General features: G+C 62.1%; 14 protein-coding genes. 7 read left to right on the plus strand and 7 right to left on the minus strand.

All coding sequences use genetic code 11. The features are described from left to right. Positions 1-45: 45 nt before the first annotated feature. Positions 46-1,617, plus strand: a complete 1,572-nt coding sequence (locus MTP16_RS03220; RefSeq protein WP_243515910.1) for an OmpP1/FadL family transporter — start codon at positions 46-48, stop codon at positions 1,615-1,617. Between the two features lie 84 nt (positions 1,618-1,701). Here the strand turns inward: MTP16_RS03220 and MTP16_RS03225 are convergent, their stop codons facing one another. Further along, a complete protein-coding gene (locus tag MTP16_RS03225) occupies positions 1,702-2,727 on the minus strand; it encodes a hypothetical protein (protein WP_243515912.1) in 1,026 nt (341 codons plus the stop codon). Between the two features lie 248 nt (positions 2,728-2,975). Between MTP16_RS03225 and MTP16_RS03230 the strand changes: the two genes are divergently transcribed. After that, complete coding sequence (locus MTP16_RS03230; protein ID WP_243515914.1) at positions 2,976-3,935, plus strand: alpha/beta fold hydrolase; 960 nt, start codon at positions 2,976-2,978, stop codon at positions 3,933-3,935. A 103-nt stretch (positions 3,936-4,038) separates the two neighbouring features. On the opposite strand, the gene MTP16_RS03235 is transcribed toward MTP16_RS03230, so the two are convergent. Beyond that, entirely contained in the window at positions 4,039-5,697 is a 1,659-nt protein-coding gene (locus tag MTP16_RS03235; protein ID WP_243515915.1) for a catalase, read from the minus strand. Between the two features lie 226 nt (positions 5,698-5,923). After that, a complete protein-coding gene (prmC, locus tag MTP16_RS03240; protein WP_243515916.1) occupies positions 5,924-6,781 on the minus strand; it encodes a peptide chain release factor N(5)-glutamine methyltransferase in 858 nt (285 codons plus the stop codon). Positions 6,782-6,836: 55 nt separating this feature from the next. Between prmC and ribD the strand changes: the two genes are divergently transcribed. From ribD to MTP16_RS03265, 5 genes are all read left to right on the plus strand, one after another. Continuing rightward, positions 6,837-7,871, plus strand: coding sequence for a bifunctional diaminohydroxyphosphoribosylaminopyrimidine deaminase/5-amino-6-(5-phosphoribosylamino)uracil reductase RibD (gene ribD / locus MTP16_RS03245; RefSeq protein ID WP_243519958.1), 1,035 nt, complete (start codon positions 6,837-6,839; stop codon positions 7,869-7,871). A gap of 133 nt (positions 7,872-8,004) precedes the next feature. Beyond that, complete coding sequence (locus MTP16_RS03250) at positions 8,005-8,487, plus strand: GAF domain-containing protein (RefSeq protein ID WP_243515917.1); 483 nt, start codon at positions 8,005-8,007, stop codon at positions 8,485-8,487. Positions 8,488-8,511: 24 nt separating this feature from the next. Next, positions 8,512-9,465, plus strand: coding sequence for a hypothetical protein (locus MTP16_RS03255; protein WP_243515918.1), 954 nt, complete (start codon positions 8,512-8,514; stop codon positions 9,463-9,465). A 22-nt stretch (positions 9,466-9,487) separates the two neighbouring features. Next, positions 9,488-10,168, plus strand: coding sequence for a hypothetical protein (locus MTP16_RS03260; protein WP_243515919.1), 681 nt, complete (start codon positions 9,488-9,490; stop codon positions 10,166-10,168). 146 nt (positions 10,169-10,314) lie between these two features. Next, entirely contained in the window at positions 10,315-11,490 is a 1,176-nt protein-coding gene (locus MTP16_RS03265) for a glutathionylspermidine synthase family protein (RefSeq protein ID WP_243515920.1), read from the plus strand. A 78-nt stretch (positions 11,491-11,568) separates the two neighbouring features. Here MTP16_RS03265 and MTP16_RS03270 read toward each other — a convergent pair whose 3' ends face one another. The 4 genes from MTP16_RS03270 to MTP16_RS03285 form a co-directional block, all read right to left on the minus strand. Continuing rightward, entirely contained in the window at positions 11,569-11,970 is a 402-nt protein-coding gene (locus MTP16_RS03270; RefSeq protein ID WP_243515921.1) for a GxxExxY protein, read from the minus strand. Positions 11,971-12,074: 104 nt separating this feature from the next. Beyond that, positions 12,075-12,737: a phosphatidylserine decarboxylase family protein gene (locus tag MTP16_RS03275; RefSeq protein ID WP_243515922.1), complete on the minus strand. Its 663-nt coding sequence runs from the start codon at positions 12,735-12,737 to the stop codon at positions 12,075-12,077. A gap of 256 nt (positions 12,738-12,993) precedes the next feature. Continuing rightward, complete coding sequence (locus MTP16_RS03280) at positions 12,994-14,280, minus strand: Glu/Leu/Phe/Val family dehydrogenase (RefSeq protein ID WP_243515924.1); 1,287 nt, start codon at positions 14,278-14,280, stop codon at positions 12,994-12,996. A gap of 349 nt (positions 14,281-14,629) precedes the next feature. After that, positions 14,630-15,610, minus strand: a complete 981-nt coding sequence (locus MTP16_RS03285) for a phosphatidate cytidylyltransferase (RefSeq protein ID WP_243515925.1) — start codon at positions 15,608-15,610, stop codon at positions 14,630-14,632. Positions 15,611-15,669 lie beyond the last annotated feature (59 nt).

Below are 15,669 nucleotides of genomic sequence, written 5' to 3' on the forward strand. Positions count from 1 at the left end.
TTAGCGAGCCGGCCAAACGGCCGGCTCCTTTTCTTTCCCATTCTTATGAAAAACCGGATATTATGGCTTAGCCTGGCCCTCGTAGCGGGGCAGGCCGGCCACGCCTTTGCCCAAGGCGCCAGCGACGCGCTGCGCTACTCACGCCTGCAGTTTGGCGGCCCGGCCCGCACGCAGGGCATTGCCGGGGCCAACGTAGGCCTCGGCGCCGATTTTGGCAACCTTACCAGCAACCCGGCGGGCCTCGGCCTGTTTCAGAAGTCGGAGCTGCACATCACGCCGGGCGTGGGCGTGGGCCAAAGCGACGGCCGCATCGAAGGCATCTCCGACGCCGCCGTGAACGACACCAAGAACAGCTTCCATATTGCCAGCACGGGTGTGGTGCTGGCCAACCGCAAGGCCGACACCGAAGAGGGCGATTGGCGCGGCGGTGCGTTTGCGCTGGGCTTCACCCGCTTGGCCGACTTTAACATCAGCTCCAACTACAAGGGCACGTTTGGGCCAGGAACCCCTTCTTTTCTGGACCGGCTCCGGCCCAGCGCCGGGGTGCAGCCGCAGAGTTTCTACGACGACCTGGACGCCCAAGTAAACAACAGCCGCTACACCTCCGACCTGGGCCTGGCCTACGGCGCGTATCTGGCTAACATCTCGGCTTACCGCCGGGGCACCCGCGGCGACTCGGCCGTGGTGCTGCGCGTGCAGGGCGACCAGATTACGCAGAGCGAGCTGGTGACCAACTCGGGGTCGGTGTCGCAGTTTGATTTGGGCTACGGGGCCAGCTTCCGCGACCGGCTGTACATCGGCGGCGGCATCGGCATTGTGAGCTCTAACTTCACCCAAACCCGCACGCTCACGGAGTCGGACAGCGACCCCACCACCCACTTCCAGAGCCTGACCAGCAGCACCGAGCTGCGCACCAAGGGCAGCGGCTTCAACGCCCGGCTGGGCGTCATCGTGCGGGCCCTGGACAATCTGCGCATCGGCGCATCGGTGCAAACGCCGACCTTCATGCGCCTGAGCGATACCTACAACGAAAGCCTGGTGGGCAGCTTCAGCGCCACCGGCACCGACCGCGTGCCCGGCGACCTGCCCGTGGGCACCGGCCCGAAGGTATCCTTTCAGCCCAACGACTACGACTATACCCTCACCACGCCTTTCCGGGCCAACGGCGGCGTGGCCCTCACGCTGGGCAAGCACGGCTTCGTGACAGGCGACGTGGAATACGTGGGCTACCGCCAGGCGCGCCTGCACAACGACCCCAATGGCGCCAACGGCGACGACTACTCTTTCTCGGCCGAGAACATCGCTGTGCGCAACCTCTACAAGAACACCGTGAACCTGCGCTTCGGCGCCGAGGGCCGCTTCGACGTGTTTCGGGTGCGGCTGGGCTACGCCCGCTACGGCGACCCGTACGTGGCCGACGCCAAAGACGACCGGTCCCAAAACTTCTACACCGCCGGCCTGGGCTTGCGCCAGGGCAACTTCTTCCTCGACGCGGCCGGCGTATACACCACGTTCAACCAGGTGTACACGCCCTACAACGTGAGCGGCCTGGAGCCCACCATCAAGGTGACCAACTCGCGCTTCACCACCAGCGTCACAGCCGGTATCACGTTCTAGCCGCACGGCTACAAGCAACTTGTTCTGCACTAAAAAAGGCGTCCTCTTCAAGAGGACGCCTTTTTTATTCGCTGGCGGCAGGGTCTATTTTGTCACCTTTACCGAGCAGGTAAACTGCGGGGAAGTGCCCAGCACGATGTTATTCACCAGCAGCAGGCCGGTGTACGTCACCGATTTCTCAGTGACCTGAAAGGCCACCACTTGGTTGCGCGCCAGCACATCGGTATTGAACGGATTGATGAAAGCCGTCCCGGCCGTGAAGGCATTGTTAATGGCCGCCACCGTGGTGATATTGGTAAAATCGGTGTCGTTGAGCCGCGTGGCGCGCAGCACGGTGGCCTTGCGGTTGTTGCGGGGCCAACGCTGCGGGCTCAGCTTGAAGATGCTGGTGTCGGCAGGGGCGTTCAGGCTTACATAATTGCCGTCGGGGCTAAAGGCTATTAAATCGACCAGCAGCTGATTGCTCTGCACCGTGGTTTCGCGGTTCAGCACGGCATACTTGGGCAGCAGCAGGCCCGTGCGCAGGTTTAGAAACACCCGGCGGCTGTCGCGCGTGCTGGCAGGCACGGCGCGGTTGCGGGGCACGGGGCGCAGCTGGGCAGTGTAGCTGTGGTACACCGCCGCCGAATCGGCCTTGCGCACCGTGAGGCGCAGGGCCCGGCTGGCCGACTCCCCCTTTTTATCCTTGATGGTGTATTGCCACTGCTCGGTACCCGACGTGGCGCGCGCCACAAAGGCGTTGTTAAACAAGTACTCGCCTCCAGCCGGTGGCGGGTCAGACGCCTTAAAAACCGGCTTGATGAGGGAATCGAGGTACACAATGGTTTGGTCGTCGGGGGCTTTATCGGGGTCGAAGCTCGACACCGGCGTGGGGTAGCTGATGGGGCTGAGGCCCGGGCTGTAAGCCACTTCCACATGCAGGCGCTTCAGGGAATCGTCGTTGCTCACGGCGTAGACGCGCGTGGTGAGGGTATCGTTGGGACTCACCGTGCGGTTGCCCGACGTGAGCGAAGACGCGCCTATCAGGTCGAGCCGGACGGGCCCGTTGGTTTTGGAACAGGCCGCCAGCAGCGCGGGCAGGCAAATCAGCATCAGATGGCGGAAACGCATGGTGCAAAGGTAACGGTGAGCCGGGCTGAGGCTGAGCGCCGGCCCGGCGTGGTCATCAACGGCGCCGGGCCGCCCATATTTTGCCGACGGCGGCAGCGACTCCCTTTTGCCAGCGTTGGTGAGCCTGGCCGGTACGCCCAAACCGTGTATGCCCGCTCTTCGTGCCCTGCCAACACTTCGTCGGCCTGCAACGACGGTTCGGTTGCTTCCGCTTGAAGACCGATAGGCAACGGCTCCTTCTTTGGAGCATGAAAACGCTCCGCCACCTCCGCCCTGCCCTTTTTGCCCTCATATGCGCGCTGCTCTTCGCCGCCCCGGCGGCCCACGCCCAAACCCTGCGCAACGGCACGCCCGCCCTCACCACCTCCGACGGCGTGCGCCTTTACGTGCGCGTGGCAGGTCAGGGGCAGCCCTGCGTGTTCGTGCACGGCGGGCCAGGTGCCGGCTCCGATGTGATTGAAAAGCTCGCCGGCCCGGCGCTGGAGCCGAATTTTCAAATGATTTACCTCGACCAGCGCGGCAGCGGCCGCTCAGCCAGCGCACCCGCCGGGGCCTACGAGCTGCCCCGCCTAGTGCAGGACCTGGAGGAATTGCGCCACCAGCTGCACGTGGAGAAATGGGTGCTGATGTCCCATTCCTTCGGAGGCATCATCGCCACGGCCTATGCCCGGCAATACCCGCAGCGGGTGCTGGGCCTGGTGCTCACCAACAGCATCCTGAACCTGCCCGCCTCGATGGAAAGCATGGCCACACACGGCTACGCCCTGCTGCCCACCACCACCCGCCCGCCGCTCGATGCCGCCGCGCCCCTGCCCCAACGCTTCGGCATGGTGATGGCCCTGCTCAACCAGCAGCACCTACTCAATCAGCTGATGTACGCCGACGACTCCACCGCCGCCCGCGTGAGCCGCGTGCAACGCCAACCAACTGCTGCCAACCACGACTTCGCCGCCTCGCTCTACCGCCCGGGCGTGATTAATGGCTACCTCGAAGACTTCACTGCCGCCACGCCGCGCCTGACCATGCCCGTCCTCGTACTGCCCGGCCAGTCCGACGACGTGACCGGGCCACAGCACCAGTCCTTCCGCTTCCCGCACCAGCGCGTGCTGCCCCTGCCCGGCAAACACTTTGTCTTACTCGAAAACCAGCAGGGTGTGAGCCAGGCACTGGCCACGTTCAGCCGGCAGTTGGCTCAGGCGAACAAGTAGTAGTTGTCATGCTGAGCGCAGTCGAAGCATGACAACTCCCCGAATGCCAACAAAAAAGGGCTCCCGTTGCCGGGAGCCCTTTTTCTCACTCAATCAATCGAAACTAGTACGGCTTGGCGTCGTGCGCCACGGCCTCGGCTTCAGCCACGGCTTCGGAGCCCTTGGCTTCGTTGTACTGGTTGCCGCCCTCGGCGTTCTGGCCGCCGCGGGCAGCGGCCAGGCCGTCGGCCAGGCGCTTGCCCCAGTCGGGGTCGCAGTTGGTGCACAGCTCCACCATCTTATCGCTCACGGTGCGGTTGGCCGTGGCCAGGGCGCCCACCATGTTGTTGATGAGGTCGTCGCGCTCCCAGTCTTCGTGCAGGCGGTAGCGCTCACCGGCTTGCTTGAAGTTGTTCTGGCGGTCGATGGTTTCGCGAATCAACCGGCCCTTGTACTCCGGCATGTGGTCGGGGGCGGTGCGGGGCGCCTCCTTCAGGCCGTTCAGCGAGCTGGGCTCGTAGTTGATGTGGTTGTTCTGGCCGGGGGCCGAGTCCACGTGGTAGGCCATCTGACCGTCGCGCTGGTTAGTGGCCACGTGCTTCTTGGGCGCGTTAATGGGCAGCTGCAAGTAATTGGTGCCCACGCGGTAGCGCTGCGTGTCCGAATACGAGAACGTGCGGCCCTGTAGCATCTTGTCGTCGGAGAAGTCGAGCCCATCCACGAGCACGCCGGTGCCGAACGCCGACTGCTCCACTTCGGCGAAGTAGTTCTCGGGGTTGCGGTTCAGCGTCATCATGCCCACGGGCAGGTGCGGGAACTGGTCTTCGGGCCAGATTTTGGTGTCGTCGAGCGGGTCGAAGTCCAGCTCCGGGTGCTCGTCGTCGCTCATAATCTGCACGCGCAGCTCCCACTTGGGGAAGTTGCCCTTCTCGATGTTCTCGAACAGGTCCTGGGTGGCGTGGTTGAAGTTCTTGGCCTGAATGGCTTCGGCTTCGCTGGCGGTCAGGTTTTTGATGCCTTGCTGCGGCTCCCAGTGGTATTTCACCAGCACGGCGTCGCCGTTTTGGTTTACCCACTTGTAGGTGTTCACGCCCGAGCCCTGCATCTGGCGGTAGTTGGCCGGAATGCCCCAGGGCGAGAACAGGAAGCTTACCATGTGCATGGCTTCCGGCGTGTTCGAAATGAAGTCGAAGATGCGCTCGCCAGTCTGGCGGTTGTGCACCGGGTCGGGCTTCTGCGAGTGAATGAGGTCCGGAAACTTCATGGCGTCGCGGATGAAGAACACCTTCAAGTTGTTGCCCACCAAGTCCCAGTTGCCATCTTCGGTGTAGAATTTCACCGCGAAGCCGCGCGGGTCGCGCAGGGTTTCGGGCGAGTGGCCGCCGTGGCCCACCGTGCTGAAGCGCACGAACACCGGCGTCTCCTTACCGGCCGTGTTGAACAGTTTGGCGCGGGTGTACTTCTCAATGGGCTCGTTGCCTACTTTGCCGTAGGCTTCGAACACGCCGTGGGCGCCGGCGCCGCGGGCGTGCACCACGCGCTCGGGCACGCGCTCCCGGTCGAAGTGCGAGATTTTCTCAATGAACTGGTAGTTCTCCAGCGTGGCCGGGCCGCGGTTGCCCACGGTGCGGGTGTTCTGGTTGTTGGTAAGGGGGTGGCCCTGGCGGGTGGTCAGGGTCTGGGCGTTTTCGCCGGAGGCCATGCGGCCGTCCTGCGAGGTACCCGCGCCGTTTACGGCCGTGCCCGTGCCGTCGCCGGAGGTGGGATTTTGCTCTTCACTCATGGTTGAATAAGATTAGTGGAAGGAATGTAAACCGCTGTGTTTGCTGCGCAAATAACGCCAAACAAGCCGGGCATGTTTGATAGAATTTGGTTATACAGCCATTAGAAAAGAGTCGAAAATGGCCAATGCACAGTTTAAGCTGGGCAGTAGCCCCTGCAGCGCTTTGCCTATACTCGTCTGGCATGTTGGGCTCTACCATCCTGAGCACAAGCAATACAAGTTGGCTCTACCGCCGGGTTCCGCGCACCATCCGTGCCTTCCCAAACATATCGGGCACCACGCGCACGTCCTCAAAAGCTTCCGGCAAAAGCAAAGCGGCCGTTTCGGCCCCAAGCGCTTCGTTGATTTCCCAGTAAACGCTGCCACCAGCGGCCAGCAATTCCCGGCCCACCTCAGCCAGGCGGCGGTAGAACAGTAGCGGGTCTTCATCGGGCACAAACAGGGCCGTGGCGGGCTCCCAGGCCAGCACGTTTTCGCGCATCAATGGCCGCTCGCTTTCGCGCACGTAGGGCGGGTTGCTCACCAGCACATCGAGCGAGCCAGCGCCCATGCCATCCGGCATTCCCTGCAGAATATCGACTTCCTGAAAGGCCACGAGCGGAGCGTAGCGCGCCGCGTTGCGCCGGGCCACGGCCAGCGCCTCGGCCGAAATATCCACGGCCAGCACCTGGGCCTGGGGCAGTGCGCGGGCCAGCGCCAGCGCCAAGCAGCCCGAGCCGGTACCCACGTCGAGCATGCGCAAACCTCGGCGCCCGCGCTGCTCCTGCGTGATGAGGTGCACCAGCTCCTCGGTTTCGGGACGCGGAATGAGGGTGGCGGGCGTCACTTCCAGCTCCATGTCGGCGAAGTAGGCGGTGCCCAGCACGTACTGCACGGGCTCGTGGGCCAGCAGGCGGGCCTGCAGGGCCGGCAGCGCCACCTGGGCGGCTTCGGGCACGGGCTGCTGGGCATCCATCATGCGCTGCAGCGAGTCGATGCCTAATAGGTGTTCCACCACAAGGGCGGCAATGTTTTCGGCTTCGCGGGTTGGGTAGAGGGGCTGCAGGGCAGCAGCGAGGTCGGTAGTGAGGCGGCGGACGGTCATCGGGACAAATGTAGGCGGCCGGCGTAGCTGCGGCGCGGCTGCTACCTTCGTCATGATGAAAACAGACGACGCCACTTTCATGCGCCGCGCCCTCGATTTGGCGCAGCAAGGCACCGGCTACGCCCGCCCAAACCCGCTGGTGGGCTGCGTGGTCACGCACCAGGGCCGCATCATCGGCGAGGGCTGGCACCAGCAGCACGGCGGCCCCCACGCCGAAGTGAACGCCCTGGCCGCCGTGGCCGACCAGGAATTGCTAAAGCAAAGCCGTGTGTACGTGACGCTGGAGCCCTGCGCCCACCACGGCAAAACGCCGCCCTGCGCCGACCTGCTCATTGCCAAGGGCGTGCCCGAAGTGGTAATATGCAACGACGACCCGTTTCCGCTGGTAGCCGGGCGCGGCCTGGAGAAGCTGCGCGCCGCCGGCGTGCGCGTCGAAACCGGCCTGCTGGCCGAGGAAGGCCGCTGGCTGAACCGACGCTTCTTCACTTTTCACGAAAAGAAGCGCCCCTACCTGGTGCTGAAGTGGGCCGAAACGGCCGACGGCTTCCTGGCCGGGCGCTACTTTCAGCCGGTCCAAATCAGCGGGCCCCAGGCGGGCCTGCTCACCCACCGCTGGCGGACCGAGGAGCAGGCCATCCTGGTGGGCACGCGCACGGCCCTGCACGACAACCCCCGCCTGAGCGCGCGCGACTGGCCCGGCCAGCAGCCCACCCGCCTCGTCATCGACAAAAACCTGAGTTTGCCGCCCACGCACAACCTACTCGACGGCTCGCAGCCCACCCTCATCTACACCTACCGCCAGCCTTACCACAAAGCCAACCTTGACCTGGTGCACCTTTCCGAAGCCGACGACCTGCTACCCCAGGTGCTGGCCGATTTGTATGAGCGCCAGGTGCAGTCGGTGCTGGTAGAAGGAGGCCCCACAGTGCTCAACGCCCTGCTCAATGCCGGCTTGTGGGACGAAATCCGCGTGTTCCGCTCGCCCATGACGCTCGGGCAGGGCATTGCGGCGCCGCGCCTGGGCTTGGGTGGCCTGCGCAGCCAGGAAAACGTTGGGCCGGACCAACTGTTCTGGTACGTAAACAAATAAACAGCTGCCCTCGCTGAGCGCAGCGAAGGACCTTACCTGGTTTGAACAGCTCTGCTGTAATTAAAACAGCGCAAGCGCGCTAAGGTCCTTCGCTGCGCTCAGGATGACAAACAAATAACTATTGAAGAATCTCATGGCCGAATCCCTCACCCTCGACACCACGCTCACCAAAGCCGAGCAATACCAGCAGCTGCTGCCTCAAATCGAAGCCCTCACCGCAGGCGAGCCCGACCTGACGGCCAACCTGGCCAACACGGCGGCGGCCCTGCGGCAGGCGTTTGGCTTTTTCTGGGTGGGATTTTATCTGGTGAAAGGCGATGAATTGGTGCTGGGTCCATTCCAAGGGCCCATTGCCTGCACGCGCATCCGCCATGGCAAGGGCGTGTGCGGCGCCAGCTGGGCCCGGGCCGAAACCGTGCTGGTGCCCGATGTGGAGGCCTTCCCCGGACACATCGCCTGCAGTTCAGAGTCGAAGTCGGAAATCGTGGTGCCAGTCCTGAAAAATGGTCAAGTAGTGGCTGTGCTGGATGTGGACAGCGACCAACTCAACCATTTCGACCAGAACGACCAAGCCGCCCTGGAGCAGCTGATGCAGCTAGCAGCGCAGTGGTTTTAGGCCTTTTTTCTTCTACCCGCTGCGATGCATTTCCCTTTATACAACGGCATATGCGGGTTGGTGATGGGCCTGTGGACGGTCAGTGCTGCCAACGTCCAGCCGGCCCGGCCCGCGCTGGCGGGCGTGGTCGTGGACGCAGCCTCCGGGCAGCCCGTGCCGTTTGCGGTGGTCGAACTGAAGCGGCTGGCGCTGGGGGTGCAGGCCACCGAGCAGGGCGCGTTCCTGCTGGAGTTGCCGGCTACCCTCAGCGCAGCTGACTCTTTGCAAGTCTCGTCGCTGGGCTTTGAAAAGGCGGCGGTGGCCGTACCTGCGGCATCGCCGATGCGGGTGGCGTTGCGGCGGCTGGCAGTAGCCCTACCCGAAACCGTGGTGCGGCCGCCAGCGCCGCCGGTACGCCTGGGGCCCACCGCCCACGGCACGAAATTCGGCTTTAGCGGTGGAAGCAGGCTAACGGCCGAGCGCGCCCAGGGCTGGCAGGTGGCCCGCAAATTCACCGATGCTCCCGCAGGCACGGTGCAGGCCGTCCGGTTCTACGTGAAACCCGGCGTGCACTGCGGCAAAACCAGCCTGCAGGCGCCTTTTCGGGTGCGGCTGTACGCCGCCAACGGCCCGGCCGGGGCACCGGGCACCGATTTGCTGCTCACCTCCGTCGTAACCCACGCCCTCGCCGCCGGCTGGCACGAAGTCGATTTATCCAGCTACTGTGTTCCAGTGCCGCCCGAAGGTTTTTACGTGGCGATGGAGTGGCTTTATACAAATGCCGGTTTTGGGTGTAATTACACCTATACTTCGGCGAATAAAGAGCGAAAATCCGGCTATAACTACGGCCAGACCTTGGGCGGCTACCTGGGGCCAACCTCTGCGCCCGGCTGGTACCTGAGTGCAGGCTACCCGTGGCAGGAATTTCATCAGCCTGCGCAGCTGGCCGCTCACGGCGACCCCAGCGCGGCCATTCAGGCCCTGGTGCAACCAGACTAACGTTTATTCAATCTCCTTTCCTATGAAAAAGCATTTCCACTTTCTCGGCGACTGGCGCCGCAACGTGCTGCTGCTCGCCGCCGCCAGCAGCCTCGGCCTCACGCTGCCCGCCTGCTCCGATAGCAACGACACCCGCACCGACGACAACGGCGCCGAAGGCAACTGGGGCGGCGAAACCTACAGCCAAGGCGTCATCACCGAAATGACTGAGGTGAGGCCCGGCGAGTGGAAAATCACGGCCGAGCGCCCCGCCGGCAAGGAAGAAGTGGCCGCCATCCTGCACCACGCCGATGGCAAAACCGATACCCTGCAAGGCCAGGCCCTGCAACGCCAGATGCAGGACTACAGCCGCCGCAACCCCGAAAACCACGTCGGCAACAGCAGCATGATGAACGTGCTGATGTGGAGCGGCATCGGCTACATGGCCGGCCGCTACATGACGCCCAACCCCGCCTACTACGCCAACCCCGGCGTGATGCAGCAAAACCAGGCCTGGCGCAGCACCGTCCAGGACGAGCGCCGGGGGGGGCGCGGCTTCTTCGGGCGCGGTTTCAGCGGCGGGCGCACCTCTCCGTCGGCCGGCATTCAGGAAAGCCGCTCCACCATGCGCAGCTCGCCGCGGCCCAGCTTCCGCAGCAGCGCACCGGCGGGCCGCAGCAGCGGCTTCGGCAGCCGCGGGGGGTTCCGTGGGTTTGGAGGGTAACATCTGTCAATGCTCAACAAGGCCGTCATGCAGAGCGCAGCGAAGCATCTCGCGTGTGGTAGCAAATCTTTTCCAGCGCTTGGGTTAGCTGAGACAAGCGAGATGCTTCGCTGCGCTCTGCATGACGGCCCCTTTTCTCAATCAAAATGATAAACCTTCTCCCCCTTTCTGGCGACGTGGCCCCGGCCGTGCGCACCCTGGGCTGGGACTGGGCCATCGAGGACGCCTGCCAGCATTACGTAGCCCGCGAAGCCGTGCAGCTCAGCGAAAACGAGGCCGAAGCCCTGCTGCAAGCCGCCGACACGCTCTATGACATGCTGGTGGAAGCCATTCCCGACCCCATTCCCGACGAGCTGCTGCGCAAGCTGGCCATCCCGGCCAATCTGTGGGAGGCCGTGCGCCACTCCTGGAACGACGAGCGGCACTGGCACCTCTACGGCCGCTTCGACCTAGCCCTGACCGCCGATGGACCCAAGCTCCTGGAATTCAACGCCGACACCGCCACCAGCCTGCCCGAAACCGCCGTGGTGCAGTGGGCCAGCCTGGTGGCCGCCGGTCAAGCCAGCGACGAACGCCAGGCTAATGGCCTGTTTGAATGCCTCGAAGACCAGTTCCGCCACTGGCGCGGCCTCAACAACGACCGGCAAGCCACCTTGCTGCTCGTGCACCTGCCCGACAGTGCGGAGGACGAAGCCAACTGCGCCGTTCTGGCTGAAGCCGCCCGCACGGCCGGCTTTGCCGACGTTTTTATCTGCTCCGTGGATGCCATGACGGTATCGGTGCAGGGCGAGGAACGGGGCGTGTGGGCCGAATCGGTGCCCGGCGAGTGGCAGAAGTTCGACTTTCTGTTTAAGCTGGTGCCCTGGGAAATCCTGGCCGAGGAAGAGCCCGAGCTGACCGCCGACCTCGCCCATCTGCAACTCACCCGCGACGTGGTAACGGCCAACCCTGCCTACACCCTGCTGTTCCAGAGCAAAGCCCTGCTGGCGCACCTCTGGGACGTATTCCCGCACCACCCGCTGCTACTTGAAGCCAGCCTGAGCCCCCTGTCCGGCCACCACGTGCGCAAACCCCTGCTGGGCCGCGAAGGCCAGAACGTCACCGAAATCCAACCCGACGGCCGCCCCGGCGCCGAAGTCCCCGGCGAGTTTGGCCAGCAGCCCCAGCTCTACCAGCGCTGGGCCGAGCTGCCCACCGACGCGCAAGACCGTCGCTATCAGGCCGGCGTGTTCTGGGCCGGCGAGGCCTGTGCCATCGGCTTCCGTCGCGACACCGGGCTCATCACCAACTTGTCGGAGTTCGTGCCGCATATCTTGGTCTGAACCGCAGATTTTCGCAGATTAAACGGATAAGAACGGATTCACATGGGTCCGTTCTTTTTTATTGTAATAGATTTTGATTCAATAAGTGAATCTGGTTTTGACAAAGCGTTTAAATTCTAACGAAGGACCTCCGAAGTTTATGAGCAGGCCGATGGGTAGACGGTACGCCTCCAAATAGTTGATAATTTGGGCGTGGTGAGTTTCATTCAAGGCGCTCAGAGCTTTTAGCTCTACCAATACAGTATCGTTCACAAGAAAATCTACCCGGCGCGAGCCAATTTCATTTTGGCGGTAATAGATGGGCATCTCCAGTTCACGCTGCGCCACCACCCCGCATTGCTCCAATTCAATAGCTAACGCCCGCTGGTAAATCACCTCTTGAAAACCAGGGCCCAGCACCCGGTGCACCTGCATAGCACAACCAATGATTTTGCCCGTCAATTCTTTGTACGAGCCTAAATCAACTTGCGCTTTCTCCATACTTGAATTTCTATTTCAACAAGATAGCGAATTTGATAAAGCCAAAAAAAGAACGGACTCATGTGAATCCGTTCTTATCCGTTTAATCTGCGAAAATCTGCGGTTCAGACCTTCAGCTGGCAAATCACCGTTTCGCCGCCTTTTACTTTCTGGCCCAACTCCACCTTTACTTCGGTGTCAAGGGGCACGAAAACGTCGACGCGCGAGCCGAACTTGATGAAGCCGAACTCTTCGCCTTGGCTCACTTCGTCGCCCTCGTTCACGTACCACACAATGCGGCGGGCCATGGCGCCGGCAATCTGCCGGAAGAGCACCAGCGGGCCAGCGTCGGACTCCACTACCACGGTGGTGCGCTCGTTTTGGGTGCTGCTTTTCGGGTGCCAGGCCACGAGGTAGTTGCCGGGGTGGTACTTGAAGTATTTCACCAAGCCCGAAATCGGGTTGCGCGTCACGTGCACGTTGATGGGCGACATGAAAATGCTGATTTGCTTGCGCTCATCCTCGAAGTACTCGGGCTCGAACACGTTTTCAATCACCACCACCTTGCCATCGGCGGGCGCTATCAGCAGGTCTTCGTGGGTGAACATGTGCCGGAACGGGCTCCGGAAGAACTGCAGAATCAGCAGGAAGATGATGACGGTAGCGCCTGCAAACAGGCGGTTCACCAGCGTGTTACCCCGGTTGAAATAGAACATCAACAAGTTGAGCGCCAGCAGAATCAGCAGCGTCACAAACAGAATGCGTCGTCCTTCTTTATGTATTTTCATGAACCGCGGATTGAACGGATATTTTACGAGTAAACGGGTTTTCTCAGATTGCGAGGGGCCGTCAGGGTGATGCGTCGGGGTGAATTCCGGCAAACAAAGGTCGGCAGGAAAACTAAAAAGGCACGAACCTCGCGGCCCGTGCCTTTTCAAGAACAATTACGTCAGGATTTTAAAAACGGTTGAAGCACTGCCTTCACAACCCGCGGAACCACAGAAAATCTGTTTAATCCGTTAAAATCCGTTCCATCTGCGGTTCTTAGAAGCCGCCACGGAACTTGTAGGTCTGGGCCACTTTGTCGATGGCCACCACGTAGGCGGCAATGCGCATCGGCACCTTGTACTTCTGGCTGGTCTGGTACACCTTCTCGAAGGCCTCCGACATGATGCGGTCGGCGCGCTCGGTCACCATGTCGAGGCTCCATTTGAAGCCTTGCTTGTTCTGCACCCACTCGAAGTACGACACCGTGACGCCGCCCGAGTTGGCCAGAATGTCCGGCACCACCATAATGCCCTTCTCGTTGATGATGGGGTCGGCCGAGGCCGAGGTGGGGCCGTTGGCGCCTTCCACGATGAGCTTGGCCTTGATGTCGTGGGCGTTGTGCTCGGTGATGACGTCCTCCACGGCGGCGGGCACCAGCACGTCCACGTCGGAGGTCAGCAGGTCGTTGGGGTCCATCGGCGTGGCGCCGGTGAAGCCTTCGAGGCGGCCGTTGTGGGCGTTTTTGTAGGCAATGGCTTCGTCAATGTTAATGCCGTTCTCATTCCAGTAAGCGCCCGAAATGTCCGACACGGCCTTGATTTTCACGCCTTGCTGGTGCAGCAGCACCGCCGCCCACGAGCCCACGTTGCCGAAGCCCTGCACGGCGGCCGATACTTCCGTCGGCTTCAGGCCCAGTTTCTTGAGCGCGGCCAAGGCCGACACCATCACGCCGCGGCCGGTGGCCTCGGTGCGGCCCAGCGAGCCGCCCATTACCAGCGGCTTGCCCGTCACCACGGCGGGCGAAGTCATGCCATTGGTTTTCGAGAATTCGTCCATCAGCCACGCCATTTCGCGGGGGCCGGTGCCCATGTCGGGAGCCGGAATGTCGCGGTCGGGGCCGAAAATGTCTTTAAGGGCCAGCGTGTAGCCGCGCGTCATGCGCTCAATTTCGCCGGCGCTCATGGTGGTGGGGTCGCAGATGATGCCACCCTTGGCACCGCCGTACGGGATGTCGACCACGGCGCACTTCCAGGTCATCCAGGCCGCGAGGGCCTTCACCTCGTCGAGGTGTACGTTCTTGTCGTAGCGGATGCCGCCCTTGCTCGGGCCCAGAATGGTGTTGTGAATGACGCGGTAGCCTTCAAAAACCTTGATTTTGCCGTTGTCCATCGTCACCGGAATATGCACAATCACCTGCTTGTCAGGTGCTTTAAGCACGTTGTAGGTTTCGTCGTCGAGGCCAAGGATTTCGGCGGCGATGTTGAAACGCGACATCATCGATTCCAGCGGGTTTTCGCGGTCGACTTTCGGGGCCGGTTCTTTATACACGGTATTAGCAGCCATGCGGAAGGGGGTTGGTTTAAGGAAACGTTGGGTGGGACGATAGGTACGTTTTAGGCCCGCAAAGGTATTGGTTTTGGCAGGATGCGGAAGGAATTTGCCGCAAACGTTTGGGGACGGTTGTAACTACCTGTCACTACGGAGCATCCAGCTGTCATTGCGAGCGCAGCGAAGCAATCCGTCCTGTCAGAATCGGACACACCCTTTTACCAGAAAGCCCCGGCACTGCGCAGTGCCGGGACTTTCTGGGTTTAAAAAGCTTTGTCACATCATTGAGTGGGTCGCTGAGAACAGGACGGATTGCTTCGGCTCCGCCTCGCAATGACAGGCTCTCCGTCTTTTCGCTCGGCCCCTACCCCGCCAGCAGCTGCAGCAGCGCCAGCACCGGCAGCACCAGCAAAAACGCGTCGAACCGGTCGAGCAGGCCGCCGTGGCCGGGCATGATGCTGCCCGAGTCCTTCACCCCCACGCTGCGCTTGAGCATGGATTCGGCCAAATCGCCCAGCGGCGCGAACACGGCCACCACGCCGGCCGCCACCAAACGGTGCGTGAGCGGCATGTCGGGCAGCATGAAGCCGATGGCCCAGCCCACCACCAGCGTGAGCACGAAGCCGCCGGCCCAGCCTTCCCAGGTTTTGCCGGGCGAGATTTTGGGGGCCAGCTTGTGCTTGCCGATGGCCCGGCCCACGGCGTAGGCGCCGATGTCGGACGCCCAGATGAGGAAGAGCAGGACGAAGATGCGGCGGTAGTCGTAGCCAGTGCCATTAAACGACAAGAGACTTAGCGTCACCATCGGCATAGTCACATAGAGAAGCCCAAGAAGAGTTACGGCAACATCAGCAAACGGCTGCTTACTTTCAGGCCATTTGCGCATTTCTCGCAACAGCAGAATAACAGGGGTCAAAAACGCGATAACTAGCAGCGCATTGTAACAAATGAACCAAGCTTCAGAGGTCAAACTTGAGACCAGTGAACCACTTGTTATGGCTACGTAGCCATCGGAAGGACCTTGCGTGCCAGGTTTAAATATGTGTTCCAGATGCCCTGTCAGGCTTTGTCTTGTATGAAACAAAGCAAAGGCCAACGTACTAACCCCCACCCCAATCCACGTGGCCGGCGCGTAGCCGCCCGCCCGCATCATGCGGTAAAACTCCCACAGCATCACGGCCTGCACAGCGGCGAAGAACAGCCCAAACGTCCAGGGGCTGAACCAGACGCTGCCCAGCAGCAGCGCGGCGCCGATGATGCCCCAGGTGATGCGCAGCTGTAGGTTGCTGGGGCCAGTTTTGTCGGCGTTGGTTTCGGAAGAAAGCGGGGGTGTAGAGTCGGCCAAAGTAGGAAAGGGTGTAGAGACGCGACCCTTCGCGTCTCGGCGTTTGAGCTTGAATTAGG

It is taken from the genome of Hymenobacter monticola, assembly GCF_022811645.1.
In the GTDB taxonomy this organism is placed as follows: Bacteria; Bacteroidota; Bacteroidia; order Cytophagales; family Hymenobacteraceae; genus Hymenobacter; species Hymenobacter monticola.

What these genes read in the sequence shown, in the direction of transcription:
- MTP16_RS03235 (WP_243515915.1), bottom strand. Translation starts at nt 5,697, where the DNA reads ATGAGTGAAGAGCAAAATCCCACCTCCGGCGACGGCACGGGCACGGCC.
- MTP16_RS03250 (WP_243515917.1), top strand. Translation starts at nt 8,005, where the DNA reads ATGGCCGAATCCCTCACCCTCGACACCACGCTCACCAAAGCCGAGCAA.
- prmC (WP_243515916.1), bottom strand. Translation starts at nt 6,781, where the DNA reads ATGACCGTCCGCCGCCTCACTACCGACCTCGCTGCTGCCCTGCAGCCC.
- MTP16_RS03225 (WP_243515912.1), bottom strand. Translation starts at nt 2,727, where the DNA reads ATGCGTTTCCGCCATCTGATGCTGATTTGCCTGCCCGCGCTGCTGGCG.
- MTP16_RS03220 (WP_243515910.1), top strand. Translation starts at nt 46, where the DNA reads ATGAAAAACCGGATATTATGGCTTAGCCTGGCCCTCGTAGCGGGGCAG.
- MTP16_RS03230 (WP_243515914.1), top strand. Translation starts at nt 2,976, where the DNA reads ATGAAAACGCTCCGCCACCTCCGCCCTGCCCTTTTTGCCCTCATATGC.
- MTP16_RS03275 (WP_243515922.1), bottom strand. Translation starts at nt 12,737, where the DNA reads ATGAAAATACATAAAGAAGGACGACGCATTCTGTTTGTGACGCTGCTG.
- MTP16_RS03260 (WP_243515919.1), top strand. Translation starts at nt 9,488, where the DNA reads ATGAAAAAGCATTTCCACTTTCTCGGCGACTGGCGCCGCAACGTGCTG.
- MTP16_RS03265 (WP_243515920.1), top strand. Translation starts at nt 10,315, where the DNA reads ATGATAAACCTTCTCCCCCTTTCTGGCGACGTGGCCCCGGCCGTGCGC.
- ribD (WP_243519958.1), top strand. Translation starts at nt 6,837, where the DNA reads ATGAAAACAGACGACGCCACTTTCATGCGCCGCGCCCTCGATTTGGCG.
- MTP16_RS03255 (WP_243515918.1), top strand. Translation starts at nt 8,512, where the DNA reads ATGCATTTCCCTTTATACAACGGCATATGCGGGTTGGTGATGGGCCTG.
- MTP16_RS03270 (WP_243515921.1), bottom strand. Translation starts at nt 11,970, where the DNA reads ATGGAGAAAGCGCAAGTTGATTTAGGCTCGTACAAAGAATTGACGGGC.
- MTP16_RS03280 (WP_243515924.1), bottom strand. Translation starts at nt 14,280, where the DNA reads ATGGCTGCTAATACCGTGTATAAAGAACCGGCCCCGAAAGTCGACCGC.